The sequence below is a fragment of the Lacisediminihabitans sp. genome (assembly GCF_036569425.1).
In the GTDB taxonomy this organism is placed as follows: domain Bacteria; phylum Actinomycetota; class Actinomycetes; order Actinomycetales; family Microbacteriaceae; genus Lacisediminihabitans.
In genome coordinates, this window is the sequence record NZ_DATCQQ010000054.1 from 1 (window position 1) to 22,329 (window position 22,329).

The following is a 22,329-nucleotide window of genomic DNA, read 5'->3' on the forward strand; positions in this document are numbered from 1 at the left end:
AGTCACCACTCCCGCCGTGAGCCTGTTAACCCGCCGCCTGGTGCCGCATCTCCCGCCGCCGCGCGTGTCTCCCGCCGCCGCGCGGCATCCCACGGAGTCGGGCGGATTCCGCCCGCCGCGAATCGCGGCCGGCCTGTCGCCTCCCCTGCGTACAGTGAGGGGATGAGTGGAATGCACGGTGGCAGCCAAGTCGGCCGCATGGGAAAGCAGCGCACGCGCATCAGCGGTGGAGACGCGGATGCCCAGCGCGAGGCCAACGCGGAGGCGCCGCGCATCCCCGACCTGCTCGCGCGCATCGTGCAACTCTTCGCGCCGCACCGCCGCTCCCTCGCGATCACGGCAGTGCTCGTCGTGATTGGCGCAGCCCTCACCGTGCTGCCGCCGCTTCTCACCAAGCGTGCGTTCGATTTCGGACTCTTCCCCGCAAGCGGACGCCCCGACTTCCCGGTGCTGATCGAAATCGTCGGTCTCATGGTGCTCATCTACGTCGCATCCGCGGCGCTGGGGGTATGGCAGACGTTCCTCACGGCCACCGTCGGCAACCGGGTCATGGGCGCGCTGCGGGTGCGACTGTTCGGCCACCTCCAGAAGATGGAACTCGCGTTCTTCACCCGAACCAAGACCGGCATCATCCAGTCACGCTTGCAGAACGACGTGGGCGGCGTCGCCAGCGTTCTCACCAATACCGTCTCGAGCGTGCTCGGCAACACCGTCACCGTGATCGCCGCGTTCGTGTCGATGCTCGTGCTCTCGTGGCAGCTCACCATCGTGGCCGTGATCCTCATGCCGATCCTGGTCTTCGCCCAGCGTCGGGTGGGCCGCGTCCGCGCCAAGATCGCGACCAAGACGCAGGAGTCGCTCAGTGACATGACCGCGATCACCCAGGAGACGCTGTCGGTCTCCGGCATCCTGCTGGCCAAGAGTTTCAACCAGCAGGGCACCGAGGTCGGGCGGTACTCCACGGAGAATGACAACCAGATCGGCCTCCAGGTACGGGAGCAGATGAGCGGCCAGTGGTTCTTCGCCACGGTGCAGATCTTCCTCGCGATCATCCCGGCGGTGATCTACATTTGCGCGGCGTGGCTGATCCTCGGCGACGTGCCGGTGACGGCCGGCACGATCGTCGCCTTCACGACGGTGCAGGCGCGGCTCATGTGGCCCCTCCTCGGCCTGATGCGCGTGGCCCTCGACCTGCAGACCTCGCAGGCCCTGTTCGCGCGCATCTTCGAGTACCTCGACCTCCGGCCGGCGATCGCGGACGCCCCCAACGCCCACCCGGCGAACACGGCGAAGCTGGGGCGGATCGAGTTCGACGACGTGCAGTTCGCCTACCCGGATTCCGGACCCGATGCCGCGCCGACGCTCAAGGGCGTCTCGTTCGACATCGAACCCGGTCAGTTTGCCGCCTTCGTCGGGCCGTCCGGCGCCGGCAAGACCACTGTCTCCTACCTGATTCCGCGCTTCCACGACGTGACGAGGGGACGCATCCTCTTCGCCGGGGACGACGTGCGGGAGCTCGAGCAGGAGTCCCTCGTCGCCAACATCGGCATCGTGAGCCAGGAGACCTACCTCTTCCACGCGACGATCGCCGAGAACCTGCGGTACGCCAAGCCCGGCGCGAGCGACGAGGAGCTGGTGCGCGCGGCGGGCGCCGCAAACATCCACGACACGATCGTGTCGTTCCCGGACGGCTATGACACCGTCGTGGGGGAGCGCGGCTATCGACTGAGTGGGGGAGAGAAGCAGCGCATCGCGATCGCCCGTGTGCTGCTGAAGGATCCGCGCGTGCTGATCCTCGATGAGGCGACGAGTTCGCTGGACTCGATCTCCGAGCGCGTTGTGCAGGATGCCCTAGACACCGCCTCGGCCGGCCGCACCACGATCGCGATCGCCCACCGCCTCTCGACGATCGTCTCGGCCGACGTCATCTTTGTCGTCGATGGCGGACGCATCGTGGAGCGCGGCACCCACGCGGAACTGGCCGCAGCGGGCGGCGTCTATGCGAGCCTCTACCGCGAACAGGTGTCGTCGGCGGGAGCCTAGCTAGCCCGCGTCGCGCTGCCGGCGGACCCCCTCCCGCACCGCACCGACGATGAGCCGAACCACCACTCCGAGGAGCGCGAGGTCGAGCAGCATCTGCACCGAGGCCACGAGCCGGGCGGCGTCCGTGGTCGGGGCGATGTCGCCGAAGTCGACGGTGGAGAGCACGGTGATGGCGAAGTACAGGCCGTCCGACCTCGTCAGGGGCTCGGTGAAGGCCCCGGGGTCGGCGTCGGACATGGCGAAGTACACCGAGGAGAACACGATGATGAGCAGCAGGAAGGCGACTCCCACGGCCTCGACCGCCCGCAGCCGCGGATAGTCGGCGACCACGATCGTTCTGGTCTCCCACCCGAGCACGACGAAGACGACCACGCAGCCGGCGATGAAGAAGAGAATCGTCGTGAGGCCGTGGAGCGCTCCGATCGGCAACAGGTAGTAGACGGCGAGGAGCGCCGCCGACGAGAGGGCCATCCTCAGCACGGTCAGGCCGAGCAGCCGGCGACGCGAACGCGATCGAGGCGCTCATGCGCCGTCGGGCGGATGCGGCCATCGTCGTCGGTCATCTGCGCTCCCCACGTGCTGTTGAGCGATTGTGTCGCTTTCGGCGCCCGCGCGGAAGCCGCACGCCCCGACGAGTAACCGGCCGAACGCCGCTGGTAGATTGGCCGAACCATGAAGTACGCAAACAGCGTCATCGACCTCGTCGGAAACACCCCCCTCGTCAAGCTCAACGTCGTCACGGCGGGGATCGCGGCGACGGTGCTGGTGAAGGTGGAATACCTCAACCCCGGTGGCTCGTCCAAAGACCGCATCGCCACACGCATCATCGACGCGGCCGAACGGGAGGGCAAGCTGAAGCCGGGCGGCACCATTGTGGAGCCGACCTCCGGCAACACGGGCATCGGTCTCGCGCTCGTGGCCCAGCAGCGCGGCTATCGCTGCGTCTTCGTGCTGCCGGACAAGGTGGGCGAGGAGAAGCGCAACGTGCTGCTCGCCTACGGCGCCGAGGTCGTCGTCACGCCGACCGCCGTGGCGCCGGACAGCCCGGAGTCGTACTACTCGGTGTCCGATCGTCTCGCGCGGGAGATCCCCGGGGCGTTCAAGCCCAACCAGTACTCGAACCTCAACGGTCCACTCAGCCATTACGAGACGACCGGTCCGGAGATCTGGCGGGACACCGACGGCCGAGTCACCCACTTCGTCGCCGGCGTGGGAACCGGCGGCACCATCAGCGGGGTCGGGAAGTACCTCAAGGAGGTCTCGGGCGGCGCCGTCACAATCATCGGAGCCGACCCGGAGGGGTCCGTCTATTCCGGCGGCACCGGGCGTCCCTACCTCGTCGAGGGCGTCGGTGAGGACTTCTGGCCCGAGGCATACGACGGCTCGGTCGTGGACCGGATCATCGCCTCCTCCGACGCCGAGTCCTTCGACATGACTCGGCGGCTGGCGCGCGAGGAGGGACTTCTGGTCGGCGGATCGAGCGGCATGGCGGTGGCGTCGGCGCTCAAGGCGGCACGCGACCTTCCCGCCGAGGCGATCATGGTGATCCTGCTTCCCGACGGAGGACGCGGCTACCTCAACAAGGTGTTCAGCGAGAAGTGGATGCAGTCGTACGGCTTCACCCAGGTCTCGGACGAGAAGACGGTCGCGGACGTCGTGAGTCACAAGACCGGATCGCTGCCGGCTCTCGTGCACGTGCACCCGTCAGACACGGTTCGCGACGCCATCCAGATCATGACCCAGTACGGCGTTTCGCAACTGCCGGTGCTGTCCGCCGAACCCCCCGTCGTGATCGGCGAGGTGGTGGGCGCGATCGAAGAACGATCGCTGCTCGAGCAGGTGTTCAGCGGCGACGCGCAGATGACCGACCCGGTCGGGAAATTTATCGGTGCCCCGCTCGGTTTGATCGGTGTGCACGAATCGGTGAGCGCGGCCCGTTCGGCGTTCGGCAAGGCGGATGCCCTGCTCGTCACCGAGGACGGAAAGCCGGTGGCGGTGGTCACCCGGCACGACCTGCTCACCTTCCTCTCCGACTGACCAACTCGTTCCTCCCCCAGAAAAGAACCCAGTGCCAGAACCGCTCGATTTCTCCACCCGCGCCATCCACGTCGGCCAGGAGTTCGACCCGACCACGGGCTCGGTGATCCCGCCGATCTATCAGACCTCCACCTTCGTGCAGGACGGCATCGGCGGCTTCCGAAACGGCTACGAATACGCGCGCGGTGGCAACCCCACGCGCACCTCGCTCGAGACGCTGATCGCGAACCTCGAGGGCGGCGCCCACGGTTTCAGCTTCGCCTCCGGTCTCGCCGGGGAAGACACGCTGCTGCGCGCGATCCTGCGCCCAGGCGACCACGTCGTGATGGGCAACGACGTCTACGGCGGCACGCACCGTCTCGTCAATCGCGTGTTCGTGCCATGGGGTGTGCACCTCGACTCCGTCGAGATGACCGACCTCGACGCCGTGCGCGCGGCGATGATGCCGGCGACGAAGGTGCTCTGGCTCGAGACGCCGAGCAACCCCCTGATGAAGATCAGCGACATCGCCGCCCTCGTGGAGATCGGTCACGCGGCCGGAGTCCTCGTGGTCGTCGACAACACGTTCGCGTCCCCCTACCTGCAGAACCCGCTCGCGTTCGGGGCGGACGTCGTCACCCACTCGACGACGAAGTACCTCGGCGGCCACTCCGACGTGCTCGGCGGCGCCGTGGTGATCAACGACGACGAGCTGGCCGAGAAGGTGCGCTTCCTGCAGTTCGCGGTCGGGCCGGTCTCCGGGCCGATGGATGCCTGGCTCACGGTGCGCGGAATCAAGACCCTGGCGGTGCGCGTGGAGCGCCACTCCTCGAACGCCCAGGCCATCGCGGAGGCGCTCGTGGGGCATGCCGCGGTCGGGCGCGTGTACTACCCGGGCCTGCCCGACCACCCGGGACACGAGCTCGCGGCCCGCCAGATGCGCGGCTTCGGCGGGATGATCTCGCTCGCCCTCACCGGCGGAGCTGCCGTCGCGCGCCGGTTCGCCGAATCGACCGAGCTGTTCCAACTCGCGGAATCCCTCGGCGGCGTCGAGTCGCTGATCGGGTACCCCTCGGAGATGACCCACGCATCGGTCAAGGGCACGTCCCTCGAGGTGGCCGATAACATCGTGCGGCTGTCGGTGGGCATCGAAGGGGTCGACGACCTCGTGGGCGACGTGCTTGCCGCGTTGGACCGCGCCACCGCCTGAGCCCTCTCGCGGGGCGACGCCCGCATCCGCCGGCGCACAGCAACCTCATATCCTTTGCATATGCGCGGCTGTGGGCCGCCAAAGTGAAAACCGAGGCGGGCCGCCAAGAGTGAGGTCATGGCCCACTCCTCTGACTCCATCGCACTCGACGTGGCGGTTCCCGTCTACAACGAGCAGGACTCCCTCGAACGCGGTGTTCGAACCCTGCACGCCTACCTGGCCGCCGAGGTCGACTTCGCCTGGCGCATCACGATCGCCGACAACGCGAGCACCGACGACACCGCGGCGATCGCGGACCGGCTGGTCACCGAACTGCCGAACGTGGTCGCCGTGCACCTCGCCGAGAAGGGCAGGGGCCGGGCGCTCAAGAGTGTGTGGCTCGACTCCCCGGCCGAGGTGGTCGCCTACCTGGACGTCGATCTCTCCACCGACCTGACTGCCCTGCCCCCGCTCGTCGCCCCGCTGCTGTCCGGTCACTCGGATGTCGCGATCGGCACGAGGCTCTCCCGCGATTCCCGGGTGGTGCGCGGGGCCAAGCGGGAGTTCGTGTCGCGCTGCTACAACCTGCTGCTGCGGGGCACGATGGCCGTGCGATTCAGCGATGCCCAGTGCGGTTTCAAGGCTCTGCGACGCGAGGTGGCCCAGCAACTGATTCCGCTCGTCGAGGACGACGGTTGGTTCTTCGACACCGAGCTGCTCATCATCGCCGAGCGATCCGGGCTGCGCATCCACGAAGTCCCGGTGGATTGGATCGACGACCCGCACAGTTCGGTCGACGTCGTCTCGACGGCGCGGGACGACCTCAGGGGCATGTTCCGGGTGGGGCGATCGATCATGACCGGCCGGGTGCCGGTGGAGACGATCTACGCCGAGCTTGGTCGCCGGCCGTTCGACTCGCCACGGCCACCGAGCTTCTTCGGCCAGGTCGTGAGATTCGGCGCGGTCGGCGTGGTCTCGACCGGTGCCTTCGCGCTGCTGTATTGCATCGTGCAGTTCGGGATGCCCGCCCAGGCGGCGAACTTCCTCGCGCTCCTGCTGACGACGATCGCCAACACGGCGGCCAACCGGCGGTTCACGTTCGGCGTGCGGGGCAGGGCCGGCGCGGCGAGGCACCAGCTCCAGGGGCTGGTCGTGTTCGGGCTGTCGTGGCTGGTGACGAGCGGCTCTCTCGTGTTGTTGCACGCGCTGCGCCCGGACTCCGGCGCCCGGGCCGAGCTCATCATTCTCACCCTCGCGAACCTTGTCGCCACGCTGCTCCGGTTCGTGCTCCTGCGGGTATGGGTGTTCCGCGGGCAGCGGCGGGCGGCCACACCCACCGCGCCATCCGTCCCCACCGCGCCATCCGTCCCCACCGCGCCATCCATTCCCACAGTCGACCCATCGGCCTTTTCCCCCACCCGCCTCAACCAGAAAGTGACGAGCTCATGACCGCATCCACCACCACGACCACCTCCGAGCGCCCGCACCGGCGCCCCGCGGAGGCCGCCGCGGCGGCCCTTCGACGGCTTATCCGCGGCCGGGCAGACACGGCGGTCTGGGAGCGGTCGGCGCTCATCGGCCTTCTCCTGGCGACCGCGGTGCTCTACCTCTGGAACCTCTCCGCGAGCGGCTGGGCCAACTCGTTCTACTCCGCGGCCGCGCAGGCCGGATCCGTCAACTGGGAGGCCTTCCTCTACGGATCGTCGGATGCCGCCAACTCCATCACCGTCGACAAGCCGCCGGCGAGCCTGTGGCTCATGGCGCTCTCGGCGCGGCTGTTCGGGCTGAGCTCGTTCAGCATCCTGCTGCCCGAGGCGATCATGGGAGTGGTGACCGTCGGACTCGTCTACGCGACGGTGCGGCGCCACTTCTCCTCCCGCACGGCACTGCTCGCGGGGGCGGCCCTCGCGATCACCCCGGTCGCCGCCCTGATGTTCCGGTTCAACAACCCGGATGCCCTGCTCGTGCTGCTGATGACCCTCGCCACCTACTTCACACTCCGCGGGATCGAGAGCGGGAAGATCCGCTGGGTGATGTGGGCCGGGGCGATGATCGGCTTCGGTTTTCTCACGAAGCAACTGCAGGCGTTCCTCATCCTTCCGGTGCTTGCCGGCGTGTACCTGTGGACCGCGCCTGTCGTGCTCCGCGCGAGGCTGGGCCATCTGTTCGCGGCCCTCGGCACGCTCATCGTCTCGGCCGGCTGGTGGGTCGCGATCGTCGAACTCGTTCCGGCGAGCATGCGACCGTACATCGGCGGATCGCAGTCCAACAGCTTTCTCGAGCTCACCTTCGGCTACAACGGTTTCGGTCGGCTCACCGGCAACGAGACGGGCAGCGTTGGTGGCGGGGGCACCGGCACCGGCGCCGGAATGTGGGGGTCCACGGGCATCCTTCGGCTCTTCGAGGGCGAGATCGGCGGCCAGATCACCTGGCTCCTGCCCGCCGCGCTCGTCGTGATGGTGGTGGGCTTCGTTCTGCTCTGGAAGACGCCGCGGGTGGATCCCCGGCGCGCGGTGCTGGCCCTCTTCGGCGGCTGGTTCGTCGTTACCGCCCTCGCGTTCAGCTTCATGGCCGGCATCTTCCACGCCTACTACACGGTCGCCCTCGCGCCGCCGATCGCAGCGGTGGTGGCCATCGGCGCCTCGCTCGTGTGGTCGAGGCGTGCCGAGCTCTGGGCCAGGATCGTCTCCGCCGCAACGGTGGCGCTCACGGTGATCTGGGCCTTCTCCCTCCTCAGCGAAGCCACGAACTGGTTGCCCTGGCTCAAGTGGCTCGTGCTCGTGATGGGACTCGCGGCTGCCGTGCTTCTGCTTCTGCCGCGTCGCGGTCGTGCACTGGCCGAAGTCACCCTGGTGGTCACCCTGGTGAGCACCCTGATCGCCCCGGCGGCCTACAGCCTCGAGACCGTGTCGACCGCCCACACCGGTTCGATCGTGACGGCCGGGCCGACGGTGAGCGGCAGCGGGTTCGGCGGCGGACGCCCCGGCGGCATGGGCCAGCCGGGCGACGGACAGAGTGCTGCGGGCGGGACTCCTCCGACCGGCACTCTGCCGACCGGAACTCCGCCGGCGGGCCAGCTCGGTCAACAGCCGACCGGCCAGGCGGCAGGCGGGGCTCGTTCGTTCGGTGAAGCGGGTGGCGGCATGGGCGGCCTGCTCGGCGGGGCCAGCGCGAGTTCGACGGTGGTGGCGGCGCTCGATTCGAACGCGGCCGAGTACACCTGGGTCGCCGCGGCGGTGGGCTCCAACAACGCGGCGAGCTACCAGCTGGCCTCCGGTTTCCCGGTGATGGCAATCGGGGGATTCAACGGCAGTGATCCGTCGCCGACCCTCGCGAAGTTCAAGGCCCTCGTGAGCGCGGGTGAGATCCATTACTTCGTCGGTTCCGGATCCGTGGGCCGATCGAGCGAGGGCTCGTCGGCGTCGTCCGAGATCGCGTTATGGGTGGCGGCCACCTTCACCGCGAAGACCGTCGACGGAGTGACGATCTACGACCTCACGGCACCGGTCGGCTGATCAACCCGAGCGACCGTGCCCGTTCGTCGCGACTGTTCCCCCTCGAGGTGGTGCAATCGTGTCGAGCGGGCACAGTCCTGTCGAACGGGCACAGCCCTGTCGAACGGGCACAGTCCTGTCGGGAGGCGCCCTGCACGGGCGGAAAGTCGTGGCACGGTGTCTGTTTCTCGCTGGCCGTTTCGATGCTGCCCCTGAGACTATGGGCTCATGACGGAGGACTCATGACGATGGACTCATGACGATGGACTCATGACGGCAGAAGCGACCAAGCGCACCGACCTGCCGCACCCCGGCACGGTCGGACTGCTTCAGGGGTCGGCGCTCTACATCGCCGCGGTGCTCGGCACGGGCATCCTCGTGCTCCCGTCCCTCGCGGCGAGCACCGCCGGGCCGGCGTCCATCGTGGCGGTGCTCGCCGTGCTGTTGCTGTCGATCCCGCTCGCCGGCACCTTCGCGGCGCTCGCGGCCAGATACCCGGATGCCGGGGGCGTGGCAACCTTCGTTCGCCTTGCCCTCGGCAGGACGCCGGCGCGGATGGCGGGCTACTTCTTCTTTTTCGGTGTCTGTGTCGGGTCCCCGGTCGTGGCGGTGCTCGGCGCCTCCTACGTCGTGGCGATCTTCGGTGGCCCGCGCTGGGCCGTCGTCGTGGGGGCCGTCCTGATCCTGATTCCCCCACTCGTGTCCAACCTGTTCGGGCTGCGAGTCTCGGGAGCGGTGCAGCTCGTGCTCACCGGCGCACTCGTCGCGATCGTGATCGGCGTCGTGGCGGTGTCGGCCCCAGCCTCGAGATCGCAGAACTTCACTCCGTTCCTGCCGCACGGCTGGTCGGGTGTGGGCGCCGCCATCAGCCTCTTCGTCTGGGCGTTCGCCGGCTGGGAGGCGGTCACCCACATCGCCGGGGAGTTCCGCAACCCCCGCCGCACCATCCCGCTCGCCACCGCGATCGCGATCGCCGCGGTGGGCGCGGCGTACCTCGCCCTTCAGGCGGTGACCGTCGCCGTGCTCGGGAGTGCGGCCGGCACCGGCCCGGTGCCGCTGCTCGACCTCGTCGCGAGGACCGCGCCCGGCTTCGGCCCCGCCTTCGTCGCTATCGTCGCCGCCGTCGTGTCGCTCGGGGTGCTCAACACCTATCTTGGCGCGTTCGCCAAACTCGGCGCGTCACTCGGCCGCGACGGCGACCTGCCCGGGTGGCTCGCCAGGGGCGTGGAATCCGGCGGCATTCCCCGGCGCAGCCTCGCCGTCGTCGCAGGGCTCGCCTTCGTCTATCTCGCCGCGCTCGTGGTGAGCGGCCTGTCGCTGCAGCCGTTCATCCTCATCCACACCAGCTGCATGGTGGCGGTCTACGCCCTCGGCATGGCGGCCGCGGTGAGGCTCCTCGAGCGGTGGTCCGCCGGCTGGTGGCTCGCCGTCGTCTCCTGCGTGCTCGTGCTCGGCCTGCTCGTGCTCGCCGGCAGCCACCTCCTCATCCCGGGTATTCTCGCCGTTGCGGCCATCGTGGTCGGACTTGCCACAAGGAGACGATCATGACCGAGTTCCGCGCCCACTTCGACGCGCGAGTCGAGTTTGCCAACGGCGGCGGTCTCAGCGCCGAGGGCTTCAGGATCGATCTCCCGACCCCGGACGTCACCGAGGCGGATGTCGCCCGGCTGTTCGTGCGCCATCTGGGCCTCGCCCTGGTCTCGAGGGTGACCGTCTCGGACCTCACGATTGTGGAGGAGCAGCACCGCGGCACCCGCGGTATCGAGTCCCCACCGGCCACACGGCCCGGGCGGCTGGTGGACCTGAGCCACACCATCCGCAGCGGGCTCGTCACCTATCCCGGCCTGCCGGCCCCCGTCATTTCCCCGCATCTCACGCGGGAGCAGTCGGTCGGCAAGTACGCGCCGGGCACCCAGTTCGCCATGGACATCATCACAATGATCGGCAACACCGGCACCTACCTCGACAGCCCGTTCCATCGATTCGAGGGCGGCGCCGACCTCGCCGACCTTGACCTCGCGACCCTGGTCGACCAGCCCGCTGAAATATTCCATTTGCAGGATGTATCACAGCGAGGCATTCCCGCCGAGGTGTTCCTCGACCGCGACCTCGCCGGCAAGGCGGTTCTGCTGCACACCGGCTGGAGCGCACTCTTTGGGTTGCCGGAGTACGCCACCGGCGCGCCATTCCTCACCGGTGAGGGCGCGCGCTACCTGACCGATGCCGGGGTCACACTGGTGGGGATCGACTCGCTCAACATCGACGACACCGAGAGCGGGGGCGAGCGGCCGGCGCACACCACGCTGCTCGGCTCCGGCGTGCACGTCGTCGAACACCTCACCAACCTCGCGGCACTTCCAGCCTCGGGCGGCACCGTCACCGCGGTGCCCCCGAAGGTCGAGGGGTTCGGCACCTTCCCCGTGCGCGTGTTCGCGCGCGTGCCATGAACCGGCGCTGAGCCGCTCTCGGGGCCCGGCCCGCGTGGGCCATAATGGTTTTCGTTGTACGTGAAATGTGACCGTACACATCACACGTCGACGAAGCCGGACATCACCCCATGGAACCAGACAAGGTTCGCGCCCCGAACATCCGGGACGTGGCTCGCCTCGCCGGCGTGTCGTACCAGACGGTCTCCCGGGTGCTCAACAACTCGGAAAGCATCAAGGACACGACCAAGCAACGGGTGCTTGAGGTGATCGCGCAGGTCGGCTATCGCCCGAACCAGGCGGCTCGGGCGCTCGTGACGAGTCGCACGCGTACGCTCGGTGTTCTCACTTCGCAGACCGCCCACTACGGTCCGACCACGAGCCTGCACGCAATCGAAGAGGCCGCGCGCGAGGCCGGCTACCTGATCAGCACCACGAGTCTCGCCACGAGCGATCATGCGGCGATCGTGGACAGGCTCGAGCACCTGATGCGCCAGGCCGTCGAGGGGCTCGTGGTGATCGCTCCGCAGGTTCGCGTGTTCGACGCCATCCGGCAACTCGACATCAGCGTGCCGCTCGTGACCCTCGACTCCACTCGGCGGGACGATCACCGCAGCCTCTCGGTGGACCAGATCGCCGGGGCGCGGATGGCCACCCGCCACCTCATCGACCTCGGGCATCGCGAGATCGTGCACCTCTCGGGCCCCCAGGACTGGATCGAGGCCGAGGCGAGGATGACCGGCTTCCTCCGCGAGGTCGACGACGCCAACCTCACGACCCACCCTCCGATCCTCGGCGACTGGACAGCGGACTTCGGGCACCACGTGGGCCGCGAACTCTTGCGCTATCGGGACTTTACCGCGGTGTTCGCGGCCAACGACCAGATGGCCCTCGGCCTGATCCACGCTTTCCGCGACGCCGGGCTCGACGTGCCGGGGGACGTGAGCGTGATCGGCTTCGATGACATTCCGGAGGCGGCACATTACTGGCCGCCGCTCACGACGGTGCGCCAGGATTTTGCCGAAATCGGTCGCCGTTCGGTCGCGATGCTCCTGGCCGAATTGAGGGGCGAGGTGGAGTCGAGCCACGAGCAGGTTCGGCCCGAGCTCATCGTTCGAAAATCGACCGCTCCGCCCCGAATTTAGGCTCGAGATGATGTTAGCGGTCACATTTTGATTTCGAAGTTGCGTTAACTTCTTGACGACAACCCGTCGATGCTGCACTCTCGAGGAATGCCTGCATCCCCGCATCCGGTTTCCAGGGTCGCCCGCAACCCCGGGTCCCAGACGGCTCTGCGCGAACTCAATCAGAAGCGCATCGTCGACGCCCTCCTCGGCAGCGGTCCGTCTACCCAGGCCGAGCTCGCCAGGCAGACCGGCCTGTCCACCGCGACCGTCTCCAACATCGTCAAGATGATGGCCCACTCCGGGATCGTGGCGACGGAGCCCACCACGAGTTCCGGGCGCCGCGCCCTTCTCGTGCGCCTCATCAGCAATGGCGCGGTCGCGGTGGGGATCGACTTCGGCCGTCGTCACCTCAGGATCGTGATCGTCACGCTCGGCCACGTCGTCGTCGACGAGGAGTACGTGGAGCTGCCGCCCGGCCACAGGGCGGAGGAGGGAATCGACCGCGCCGCCGAACTTCTGGCCGGAATGCTCGAGCGGCACGGCATCGCCCCCTCGTCGGTGCTGGGCGTCGGCGTCGGCATCCCCGGCCCCATCAACCGGCGAACCAACACCGTCGTGCAGGGCGCCATCCTGCCCGAGTGGGTGGGAATCCACCTGCCAGACCTCCAGAAACGCCTGCACTTCCCGGTAGTTTTCGACAACGACGCCAATCTGGGCGCCCTCGCCGAGGTCACCTGGGGCCCGCACAACTCCGTCGATAACCTCGCCTTCGTCAAGATCGGGAGCGGTATCGGCGCCGGCCTCATCCTCAACGGGCGGCCATATTACGGCAGTCTCGGCATCACCGGCGAGATCGGGCACGAGACCATCACCGACAACGGGATGGCCTGCCACTGTGGCAATCGCGGTTGCCTCGAGACCGTCGCCTCCACATCCGTGATGATGCAGCTGCTCAGCCGCGGGGGCGCCGTGACGGTGACCACGGCCGATATCGTGCGCAACGCGCTCGCCGGCGACTCCGCAACCCTCCGGGTGCTGGATGACGCGGGAGTCGCCATCGGCCGGGCGCTCGCGAGCATCGCCAACCTGATCAACCCGCAAGTGATCGTCATCGGAGGCCCGCTCGCCGGCCTGGGCGAGATACTCCTGAGGCCGATCGAGCGCGGCCTCCGCCGTCACGCCGTGCCGAGCGTCGGAGGGGCGACGACGATCGTGATGTCCGCGCTCGGCGACCGGGCAGAGGCGCTCGGTGCGGCCTCGCTCGTGCTCCAACAGCCCGGATTGCGCCAAAACTGAGTCGTTACTGACTTGTTGTGTTCACAACTTGACGACAAGACCGTTCTCGGGGTTTAGTCTGTTAGCGGGCAAATTCAGCCCTGACGACGAGGGAGTCCTACGTGAAACCAGATGCGCTCGCCGCACGTGTGAACGTACACATCCCGCCGCTCAATGGCGCGGAGGCCCGGCATTGACTACTGAGCCGATCATTCTCGAGATGCGTTCGATCACCAAGGAATTCCCGGGTGTCAAGGCGCTCGACCGGGTGTCCCTCACGGTTCAGGCCGGCGAGATCCACTCGATCTGCGGGGAGAATGGGGCCGGCAAGTCCACCCTCATGAAGGTTCTGTCCGGTGTCTATCCGTATGGCACCTACGACGGCGACATCATTTTCCAGGGCGTCGAGTGTCGCTTCAAAGACATCAAGTCAAGTGAAGCGGCCGGCATCGTGATCATCCACCAGGAGCTCGCACTCATCCCCGAGCTTTCGATCACCGAGAACATCTTCCTCGGTAACGAGCCGCGCGGCCGCTTCGGCACCATCAACTGGGTCGAGGCGAAGAGGACCGCGATCGAACTGCTCGCGCGCGTCGGCCTCGCCGACGATCCTGACACCCAGATCAAGAACCTCGGTGTCGGCAAGCAGCAGCTCGTGGAGATCGCCAAGGCCCTCAACAAGTCGGTGAAGCTCCTCATCCTCGACGAGCCGACCGCCGCCCTCAACGAGGCGGACTCGCAGCACCTCCTCGACCTGATCCTCGGCCTCAAGGGGCGCGGAATCGCCTCGATCATGATCTCCCACAAGCTCAACGAGATCGAGCAGATCTCCGACGAGATCACGATCATTCGCGATGGCAAGTCGATCGAGACGCTCAACATCAAGGCCGATGGGGTCAACGAGGACCGCATCATCCGCGGCATGGTGGGGCGCACTCTGGAGAACCGCTTCCCCGACCGCAACTCGAAGATCGGCGAGGTCTTCTTCGAGGTGAGGAACTGGACGGTGCAGCACCCCCTCACCGCCGAGCGCATGGTGGTCAAGAACTCGAGCTTCACCGTGCGCCATGGTGAGGTCGTCGGATTCGCCGGTCTCATGGGCGCCGGTCGCACGGAGCTCGCGATGAGCATCTTCGGTCGTTCGTACGGCAACTTCATTTCCGGCCAGATGTTCATGAACGGCAAGGAGATCCAGCTGCGCAATGTCTCGGAGGCGATCGACAACGGTATCGCCTACGTGAGCGAGGACCGCAAGGCACTGGGGCTCAACCTTCTCGACGACATCAAGGAGTCGGTGGTCTCGGCCAAGCTCTCCAAGATCTCGCGTGGTCAGGTGATCGACAAGGTGAAAGAGCACAACATCGCCGAGGAGTATCGCAAGAGCCTCAGGATCAAGACGCCGACCGTGCAGGAGGGCGTCAACAAGCTCTCGGGAGGCAACCAGCAGAAGGTTGTGCTGGCGAAGTGGATGTTCACCGATCCCGACCTGCTCATCCTCGACGAGCCGACCCGCGGCATCGACGTCGGTGCCAAGACGGAGATCTACGGGATCATCCGTGACCTTGCTGCACAGGGCAAGGGAGTGATCATGATCTCCTCGGAGTTGCCGGAGCTTCTCGGCGTCTCCGACCGCATCTACACGATCTTCGAAGGCGCCATCACCAATAACATCCCGGCGTCCGAAGCCGACCCAGAAACCCTCATGAGAAGCATGACCTCCTCGAAGAAGAAAGTTACCCAGCCATGAGCGCTACGACAGAAGCCCCGAAGAAGTCGGGCGGCATCCGTGACCTGACCAAGATGTTCGGCAGCGGGTCCAGTACTCGCCAGGTCGGCATCCTCGGCGCCCTCATCGTGATCATCATCCTGTTCCAGGTTCTCACCGGTGGGCTCACGCTCGACCCGATCAACCTCATCAACCTGGTCAACCAAAACGCGTACGTGCTCATCCTCGCGATCGGCATGGTGATGGTGATCATCGCCGGCCACATCGACCTGTCGGTCGGATCTATCGCCGCCTTCACCGGCATCATCGTGGCCATTTCGATGCAGAGCTGGCACTTCCCGCCCCTGCTGGCGATCCTCTTCGGCCTGGTCGTGGGAACGCTGATCGGAATGTGGCAGGGCTTCTGGGTGGCCTACATCGGCGTGCCGGCATTCATCGTGACCCTCGCGGGCATGCTCATCTTCCGCGGCGGCAACCAGTTCGTCGGCAACTCGCAGAGCATCCCCGTCCCCGACTCCTTCGCCATCATCGGCAACGGGTTTATTCCAGACTTCGGGCCGCAGTTCGGGTATAGCAACGGCACGCTCCTCCTCGGCCTGCTCATCGCGGTTGCCGTGGTGTGGCAGGAGATCCGGGCTCGTCGAACCCAGGGCAAGATGGGATCGGAGAGCGCACCCCTGTGGGTGAGCGTCGTCAAGGTCGTCATTCTCGAGGCCGTGGTTCTCTACGCGACCTACCTGTTCGCGACGGGCCGCCCGGGAACGAGCTACCCGGTCTCCGGCATCATCCTCGGCGTGCTCGTGCTGCTGTACTCGTTCATCACCCGCAACACCACCTTCGGTCGGCACATCTACGCGGTCGGTGGCAACTGGCACGCCGCGGAGCTCTCGGGCGTCAACATCAGGCGCATCAACTTCCTGGTGATGATGAACATGTCGATCCTCGCCTCGCTGGCCGGAATGATCGCGGTCGGCCGGTCCGTCGCCTCCGGCCCCGGCGACGGAGTCGGCTGGGAGCTCGACGCCATCGCGGCAGTCTTCATCGGTGGTGCAGCAGTCTCCGGCGGCATCGGCACCATCGTCGGCTCGATCGTCGGTGGTTTCGTGATCGCCGTGCTCAACAACGGTCTTCAGCTGCTCGGGGTCGGGATCGACCGCGTTCAGATCATCAAGGGCCTCGTGCTGCTCCTCGCCGTCGGCATCGACGTCTACAGCAAGAAGCAGGGACGACCGTCGATCATCGGCCGGTTCACTCGTGCCCGCCGGGTCAGCGAGGATCTCGAAACACCGCGCGTTCTTCCCACCGATCGTGCAGAAGAAACCGCCCGCCCCAAGTCCACTACGCCGAACTGATCACTCGCGTAGCCCCTGGGGGCGCCCGTTGCCCCCAGTCTTTCCACTGCACCAACAGACAACAGAAAGAGGCAACACATGCGTAAGTTCGCAATCACGACCGTGGCAATCGCCGGGGTCGCCCTGATGGCCCTCTCGGGCTGCTCGAGCCGTGGCACGACCACCAGCTCCTCCGGCGCTGCTGCCGGATTCAAGGCCGGGTCCACCATCGGCGTCGCCCTTCCGGACAAGACTTCGGAGAACTGGGTTCTCGCCGGAAAGCTCTTCGAGGAGGGCATCGCCAAGGCCGGGTTCAAGGCGGACGTGCAGTACGCGCCCGCCACCAACACGGTGTCCGAGCAGCAGAACCAGATCACGTCGATGACGACCAAGGGTGCCAAGGCCATCGTCATCGGTGCCAAGGACGGCTCGCAGCTCGGTTCGCAGGTCAGCGCCGCTCACAGCGCCGGCGCCGCCATCATCGCGTACGACCGCCTCATCCTGAATACGAAGGATGTCGACTACTACGTGGCGTACGACAACGAGAAGGTCGGTGAGCTCCAGGGCCAGGCACTTCTGGATGGCATGAAGGCTCGCTTCCCGGACGCGAAGACGTACAACATCGAGCTGTTCTCCGGCTCGTCGGATGACGCCAACGCTCCCGTGTTCTTCAAGGGTGCGATGAAGGTACTGCAGCCGAAGATCGACGATGGAACCCTCAAGGTCGTCTCCGGCCAGACCGACATCAAGCAGACGGCGACCGCCGGATGGCTCGCCCAGAACGCCCAGACCCGCATGGACACCCTCCTCGCGGCGAACTACACGGGCACCGTTCTGAACGGCGTTCTCTCCCCGAACGACACGCTGGCTCGCGCCATCATCACGTCGATTCACGCGGCGGGCAAGGACAAGCCGGTTCAGCCTGTCATCACCGGTCAGGACTCCGAGGCCGCCTCGATCCCGCTGATCATGACTGGAGTCCAGTACTCCACGATCAACAAGGACACGACGAAGCTCGTTGCCCAGACCATCGCGATGATCAAGGACCTTGCCGCCGGCAAGACGCCTTCGACCAACTCGACGGACTACAACAATGGCGTCAAGGTAGTTCCCACCTACCTGCTCCCGCCGGAGCTCGTCACGAAGGACAACGCCGCTGAGTCGTACAAGAACACCCCGTCACTCGAGGCGCTGACCAAGTAGTCACGGTTCGATGATCACGGTTCGGCCCCCACGGGTTCCGCGGGGGCCGAACTCTTTTTGCGCCGCCCGGCGCGCCAGGTAACGCTGCCCGCCGCGCGCATAACTCAGGCTGTTTGCGCGTGCGCCGGGAGTCGGCCCCGGGATTCCGGGGGTGGTCGGGCTGCTCGGCCATTTTGGCCTGAGTTATGCGCTGGGGAGGGCGGGGATGGGGCGGGGATGGGCAAAGGCCGGGAGCGCCGGCGGCGGACCACGTGCCCGGCGCAGCCCGCACGGCCCGCGCGCTTCACCGCCCGGCGCGCCGGGCTCCCTCAGGTTGCGCCGCCCGGCGCGCCAGGTAACGCTACCCGCCGCGCGCATAACTCAGGCTGTTTGCGCGTGCGGGAGGGAAGCGGGGGAGCCGGCGGCAACGGGGAGCCAGCGGCAACGGGGGAACCGAGGGCACCGCCGGATCGGGCCGCCGCCTTCTCATTGGGGCGGAGGACGATGTAGCATGGCAAACAGAAATGTGAGCGATCACATTTGCGAGACTGACGAAGGAGTCGCAATGGCCAGAGAGCCAGGGACCATCAGGCCGGAAGACCGGTTCGTGATCGGAATCGACTACGGCACGCTGTCGGGCCGGGCGGTCGTCGTGAGGGTGTCCGACGGTGCCGAGCTGGCATCGGCCACCCACGACTATCAGCACGCGGTGATGGACACCGTGCTCGCGTCGACGGGCAGGGTGCTGCCGCCCGAGTGGGCGCTACAGGTGCCGTCCGACTACGTCGAGGTGTTGAAAACCGCTGTGCCCGCCGCCGTCGCGGCCGCTGGCATCGACCCGGCCGCCGTCGTCGGCATCGGCACCGACTTCACCGCGAGCACCCCGCTGCCGGTGATCGCCGATGGCACGCCGCTCAACGAACTCGCCGAGTATGCCGACCGGCCGCACGCCTACGTCAAGCTCTGGAAGCACCACGCGGCACAGGGGCAGGCCGACCGCATCAACCGAGTCGCCGCCGAGAGGAACGAGAGCTGGCTGCCGCGCTATGGCGGCCTCGTCTCGAGCGAGTGGGAGTTCGCCAAGGGTCTGCAGTTGCTCGAAGAGGACCCGGAACTCTACGAGCGAATGGACCACTGGGTGGAGGCCGCAGACTGGATCGTCTGGCAGCTCACCGGCAGCTACGTGCGCAACGCGTGCACGGCCGGCTACAAGGGCATCCTGCAGGATGGCGTGTACCCGAGCCGGGAGTTCCTCGCCGCGCTCAACCCTGCCTTCGCCGACTTCGCGGATGACAAGGTCGCCCACGAGATCGGCCAGCTCGGCGACGCGGCCGGCACTCTCTCGGCGCAGGCAGCCGCCTGGACCGGACTGCCGGCCGGGATCGCCGTGTCCGTGGGAAACGTGGACGCCCACGTCACCGCGCCGGCGGCGCAGGCCGTCGAGCCCGGCCAGATGCTCGCAATCATGGGCACCTCCACCTGCCATGTGATGAACTCCGACGTCCTCACCGAGGTGCCCGGCATGTGCGGCGTCGTCGACGGAGGAATCGTCTCCGGACTCTACGGCTACGAGGCCGGCCAGTCCGGCGTCGGCGACATCTTCGCCTGGTATGTGAACAACCAGGTGCCCGGCAGCTACTTTGAGGCGGCCGCGCAGCGGGGCATCAGCATCCACGAGCACCTCACCGACCTCGTCAAGGACCAGCCGGTCGGCGGCCACGGTCTCGTCGCGCTCGACTGGCAGAGCGGAAACCGATCGGTGCTCGTCGACCACGAGCTGAGCGGGGTCGTGCTCGGCACGACGCTCACCACCCGGCCCGAGGAGATCTACCGAGCCCTGTTCGAGGCGACCGCGTTCGGCACCCGCACGATCGTGGAGACCTTCAACGCGAGCGGCGTGCCGGTCACCGAGTTCATTGTGGCCGGGGGGCTCAAGCGCAACCCCTTCCTCATGCAGGTCTACAGCGACGTGCTGCGGATGCCGATCTCCATCATCGCGAGCGAGCAGGGGCCGGCGCTCGGGTCGGCCATCCATGCCGCGGTCGCCGCCGGCGCCTACCCCGACGTGCTCACGGCGGGCCGCGCGATGGGCAAGGTCGATCGCGCCGTGTACGTGCCGAACACCGAGGCGGCGGATGCCTACGACCGGCTCTACGCGGAATACGCGACCCTGCACGACTACTTCGGTCGCGGGGCGAACGAGGTCATGCACCGGCTGAAGGCCATGAAGCGAGAGGCGGCGGCCCAGTGAGGTCTGCGGAACTTGAGCGCGCGATCCTCGACACGCGCGCGGATGTCTGCGCGCTGCATGAGCTGCTCGTGCGCTACCAGCTCGTGATCTGGACGGGCGGGAACATCTCCGGCCGGGTGCCGGGCGCCGACCTCTTCGTGATCAAGCCGAGCGGCGTCGAGTATGACGACCTCACCCCTGGGAGCATGATCCTCTGCGACCTCGACGGCACGGTCATCGAGGGTGAGCATTCGCCGTCGAGTGACACCGCGGCGCACGCGTACGTTTACCGCAACATGCCGCACGTCAACGGGGTCGTGCACACGCACTCCACCTACGCCACGGCGTGGGCGGCGCGCGGCGAGGCCGTCCCCTGCGTGATCACCGGCCAGGCCGACGAGTTCGGCGGGGAGATCCCGGTCGGTCCGTTCGCCATCATCGGCGACGAATCCATCGGTGAGGGTATCGTCGCGACTCTCTCCGGGCACCGCTCCCGCGCGGTGCTGATGCAGAACCACGGGGTGTTCACCATTGGAAAGAGCCCTCGCGACGCCGTGAAGGCCGCCGTCATGGCGGAGGATGTGGCGCGCACGGTGCACATCGCCCGCCAGCTCGGCGACGTCATCCCCATCCCGCAGGACAAGATCGACGCCCTGTTCGACCGCTACCAGAACGTCTACGGGCAGGCTCCGGCCGGCTCGCTCGACGGCCAGACCGCCGAAACCACCTCAGACCTCGACCCAGAAGGACTTGACGCATGAGCCGCTCGATAATCCCCGACCTCGCCTCCTACGAGGTCTGGTTCCTCACCGGCAGCCAGAACCTCTACGGCGAGGAGACTCTCAAGCAGGTGGCCGAGCAGTCGCAGGAGATCGCTCGGGCCCTCAACGCGGCGAGTGACGTTCCCGTGACGGTCGTCTGGAAGCCGGTGCTGAAGGACTCGGATTCGATCCGCCGCCTGGCGCTCGACGTGAACGCGCAGGACAACGTCATCGGCGTGATCGCCTGGATGCACACCTTCAGTCCGGCCAAGATGTGGATCACCGGCCTCGATCTCTTGCGCAAACCCCTGCTGCACCTGCACACGCAGGCGAACGTCGCGCTGCCGTGGTCGGAGATCGACTTCGACTTCATGAACCTCAACCAGGCCGCGCACGGTGACCGGGAATTCGGCTACATCCAGACCCGGCTCGGCGTCGCCCGCAAGACCGTGGTCGGTCACGTCTCGAACCCGGCGGTCACCGCGAAGGTGGGCACGTGGTCCAGGGCCGCCGCCGGCTGGGCCGCCACCCATGAGCTCAGGCTCGCGCGCTTCGGCGACAACATGCGGTTCGTCGCGGTCACCGAGGGCGACAAGACCGAGGCCGAGCTGCAGTTCGGCGTGCAGGTGAACACCTGGGGCGTGAACGACCTGGTCGAGGCGGTGGATGCCGCGGCCGAGGCGGATGTCGATGCCCTCGTCGCGGAATACGAGGAGCTCTACGACGTGGCGGCCGAGTTGCGCGTCGGAGCCGACCGCCACGAGTCGCTGCGCTACGGCGCGCGCATCGAGCTGGGCCTGCGCTCCTTTCTCGAGGCGGGAGGCTTCGGCGCGTTCACCACGAGCTTCGAGGACCTGGGCGGGCTCCGCCAGTTGCCGGGCCTCGCTGTGCAGCGGCTGATGGCCGACGGCTACGGCTTCGGCGCGGAGGGCGACTGGAAGACGGCCGTGCTGGTGCGCGCCGCCAAGGTGATGGGGTCCGGCCTGGCCGGCGGCGCATCCCTCATGGAGGACTACACCTACGACCTGACCCCGGGACACGAGCTCATCCTCGGCGCGCACATGCTCGAGGTGTGCCCGTCGCTCACCACCTCGCGGCCTCGGCTCGAGATCCACCCGCTCGGCATCGGCGGTCGGGAGGACCCGGTTCGGCTGGTCTTCGACACGGATGCCGGCCCGGGTATCGTCGTGGCCCTCAGCGACATGCGGGATCGCTTCCGACTCGTCGCCAACGTCGTCGAGGTCGTGCCGCTGCCCGAGCCGCTGCCGAAGCTGCCGGTGGCGCGCGCGGTGTGGAAGCCCGAGCCCGACTTCGCCACGAGCGCGGCCGCGTGGCTCACCGCGGGGGCCGCGCATCACACCGTAATGTCGACAGCGGTGGGCCTCGAAGTCTTCGAGGACTTTGCCGAGATCGCGAAGAGCGAACTCGTGGTGATCGACAAGGGCACAAACCTGCGAGAGTTCTCCCGAGAGCTGCGCTGGAACCAGGCATACTACCGCCTCGCCAGGGGGCTCTGAAGACTGCCGGAG

At 67.3% G+C, this 22,329-nt stretch carries 16 protein-coding genes; 15 read left to right on the forward strand and 1 reads right to left on the reverse strand.

Features of this window, described 5'->3' with window-relative positions; all coding sequences use genetic code 11:
• The first annotated feature begins 162 nt into the window (after positions 1-162).
• The gene (locus VIM54_RS09135) at positions 163-2,043 is read left to right on the forward strand and encodes an ABC transporter ATP-binding protein (RefSeq protein WP_414673201.1); all 1,881 of its coding nucleotides are present in this window, start codon (positions 163-165) and stop codon (positions 2,041-2,043) included.
• Here the strand turns inward: VIM54_RS09135 and VIM54_RS09140 are convergent, their stop codons facing one another.
• Positions 2,044-2,514, reverse strand: coding sequence for a potassium channel family protein (locus VIM54_RS09140; RefSeq protein ID WP_331900720.1), 471 nt, complete (start codon positions 2,512-2,514; stop codon positions 2,044-2,046).
• Positions 2,515-2,715: 201 nt separating this feature from the next.
• Between VIM54_RS09140 and VIM54_RS09145 the strand changes: the two genes are divergently transcribed.
• The 14 genes from VIM54_RS09145 (at position 2,716) to araA (ending at position 22,317) form a co-directional block, all read left to right on the forward strand.
• Positions 2,716-4,080 carry a cystathionine beta-synthase gene (locus VIM54_RS09145; RefSeq protein WP_331900721.1) on the forward strand — a complete coding sequence of 455 codons (1,365 nt, stop codon included), beginning with the start codon at positions 2,716-2,718 and terminating at the stop codon, positions 4,078-4,080.
• A 31-nt stretch (positions 4,081-4,111) separates the two neighbouring features.
• Positions 4,112-5,269: a cystathionine gamma-synthase gene (locus VIM54_RS09150; RefSeq protein WP_331900722.1), complete on the forward strand. Its 1,158-nt coding sequence runs from the start codon at positions 4,112-4,114 to the stop codon at positions 5,267-5,269.
• 117 nt (positions 5,270-5,386) lie between these two features.
• A complete protein-coding gene (locus VIM54_RS09155; protein WP_331900724.1) occupies positions 5,387-6,697 on the forward strand; it encodes a bifunctional glycosyltransferase family 2/GtrA family protein in 1,311 nt (436 codons plus the stop codon).
• Positions 6,694-8,763: a glycosyltransferase family 39 protein gene (locus VIM54_RS09160; protein WP_331900726.1), complete on the forward strand. Its 2,070-nt coding sequence runs from the start codon at positions 6,694-6,696 to the stop codon at positions 8,761-8,763. The genes VIM54_RS09155 and VIM54_RS09160 overlap by 4 nt, the downstream gene beginning before the upstream one ends.
• 249 nt (positions 8,764-9,012) lie before the next feature.
• The gene (locus tag VIM54_RS09165) at positions 9,013-10,290 is read left to right on the forward strand and encodes an APC family permease (RefSeq protein WP_331900728.1); all 1,278 of its coding nucleotides are present in this window, start codon (positions 9,013-9,015) and stop codon (positions 10,288-10,290) included.
• On the forward strand, positions 10,287-11,189 hold the full coding sequence (locus tag VIM54_RS09170) for a cyclase family protein (RefSeq protein ID WP_331900729.1): 903 nt from the start codon (positions 10,287-10,289) through the stop codon (positions 11,187-11,189). Before VIM54_RS09165 ends, VIM54_RS09170 begins: the two co-directional genes overlap by 4 nt.
• Positions 11,190-11,299: 110 nt before the next feature.
• Positions 11,300-12,313 carry a LacI family DNA-binding transcriptional regulator gene (locus VIM54_RS09175; protein ID WP_331900731.1) on the forward strand — a complete coding sequence of 338 codons (1,014 nt, stop codon included), beginning with the start codon at positions 11,300-11,302 and terminating at the stop codon, positions 12,311-12,313.
• Between the two features lie 87 nt (positions 12,314-12,400).
• Complete coding sequence (locus VIM54_RS09180; protein ID WP_331900733.1) at positions 12,401-13,591, forward strand: ROK family transcriptional regulator; 1,191 nt, start codon at positions 12,401-12,403, stop codon at positions 13,589-13,591.
• 199 nt (positions 13,592-13,790) lie between these two features.
• The gene (gene mmsA / locus VIM54_RS09185; protein WP_331900793.1) at positions 13,791-15,317 is read left to right on the forward strand and encodes a multiple monosaccharide ABC transporter ATP-binding protein; all 1,527 of its coding nucleotides are present in this window, start codon (positions 13,791-13,793) and stop codon (positions 15,315-15,317) included.
• Complete coding sequence (gene mmsB, locus VIM54_RS09190; protein WP_331900734.1) at positions 15,314-16,648, forward strand: multiple monosaccharide ABC transporter permease; 1,335 nt, start codon at positions 15,314-15,316, stop codon at positions 16,646-16,648. Before mmsA ends, mmsB begins: the two co-directional genes overlap by 4 nt.
• Before the next feature lie 78 nt (positions 16,649-16,726).
• A complete protein-coding gene (locus tag VIM54_RS09195) occupies positions 16,727-17,830 on the forward strand; it encodes a sugar-binding protein (RefSeq protein WP_331900736.1) in 1,104 nt (367 codons plus the stop codon).
• A 544-nt stretch (positions 17,831-18,374) separates the two neighbouring features.
• A complete protein-coding gene (gene araB, locus VIM54_RS09200) occupies positions 18,375-20,060 on the forward strand; it encodes a ribulokinase (RefSeq protein ID WP_331900737.1) in 1,686 nt (561 codons plus the stop codon).
• Entirely contained in the window at positions 20,057-20,800 is a 744-nt protein-coding gene (locus tag VIM54_RS09205; RefSeq protein ID WP_331900739.1) for an L-ribulose-5-phosphate 4-epimerase, read from the forward strand. Before araB ends, VIM54_RS09205 begins: the two co-directional genes overlap by 4 nt.
• A complete protein-coding gene (gene araA / locus VIM54_RS09210) occupies positions 20,797-22,317 on the forward strand; it encodes an L-arabinose isomerase (protein ID WP_331900741.1) in 1,521 nt (506 codons plus the stop codon). Before VIM54_RS09205 ends, araA begins: the two co-directional genes overlap by 4 nt.
• Positions 22,318-22,329: the final 12 nt, after the last annotated feature.

Excerpts from the sequence above, each read along its gene's own strand:
- VIM54_RS09140 (WP_331900720.1), bottom strand. The coding sequence starts at position 2,514 with ATGGCCCTCTCGTCGGCGGCGCTCCTCGCCGTCTACTACCTGTTGCCG.
- VIM54_RS09135 (WP_414673201.1), top strand. The coding sequence starts at position 163 with ATGAGTGGAATGCACGGTGGCAGCCAAGTCGGCCGCATGGGAAAGCAG.
- VIM54_RS09155 (WP_331900724.1), top strand. The coding sequence starts at position 5,387 with ATGGCCCACTCCTCTGACTCCATCGCACTCGACGTGGCGGTTCCCGTC.
- VIM54_RS09175 (WP_331900731.1), top strand. The coding sequence starts at position 11,300 with ATGGAACCAGACAAGGTTCGCGCCCCGAACATCCGGGACGTGGCTCGC.
- mmsB (WP_331900734.1), top strand. The coding sequence starts at position 15,314 with ATGAGCGCTACGACAGAAGCCCCGAAGAAGTCGGGCGGCATCCGTGAC.
- VIM54_RS09180 (WP_331900733.1), top strand. The coding sequence starts at position 12,401 with ATGCCTGCATCCCCGCATCCGGTTTCCAGGGTCGCCCGCAACCCCGGG.
- VIM54_RS09170 (WP_331900729.1), top strand. The coding sequence starts at position 10,287 with ATGACCGAGTTCCGCGCCCACTTCGACGCGCGAGTCGAGTTTGCCAAC.
- VIM54_RS09160 (WP_331900726.1), top strand. The coding sequence starts at position 6,694 with ATGACCGCATCCACCACCACGACCACCTCCGAGCGCCCGCACCGGCGC.
- araA (WP_331900741.1), top strand. The coding sequence starts at position 20,797 with ATGAGCCGCTCGATAATCCCCGACCTCGCCTCCTACGAGGTCTGGTTC.
- araB (WP_331900737.1), top strand. The coding sequence starts at position 18,375 with ATGGCCAGAGAGCCAGGGACCATCAGGCCGGAAGACCGGTTCGTGATC.
- mmsA (WP_331900793.1), top strand. The coding sequence starts at position 13,791 with ATGCGTTCGATCACCAAGGAATTCCCGGGTGTCAAGGCGCTCGACCGG.
- VIM54_RS09145 (WP_331900721.1), top strand. The coding sequence starts at position 2,716 with ATGAAGTACGCAAACAGCGTCATCGACCTCGTCGGAAACACCCCCCTC.
- VIM54_RS09195 (WP_331900736.1), top strand. The coding sequence starts at position 16,727 with ATGCGTAAGTTCGCAATCACGACCGTGGCAATCGCCGGGGTCGCCCTG.
- VIM54_RS09165 (WP_331900728.1), top strand. The coding sequence starts at position 9,013 with ATGACGGCAGAAGCGACCAAGCGCACCGACCTGCCGCACCCCGGCACG.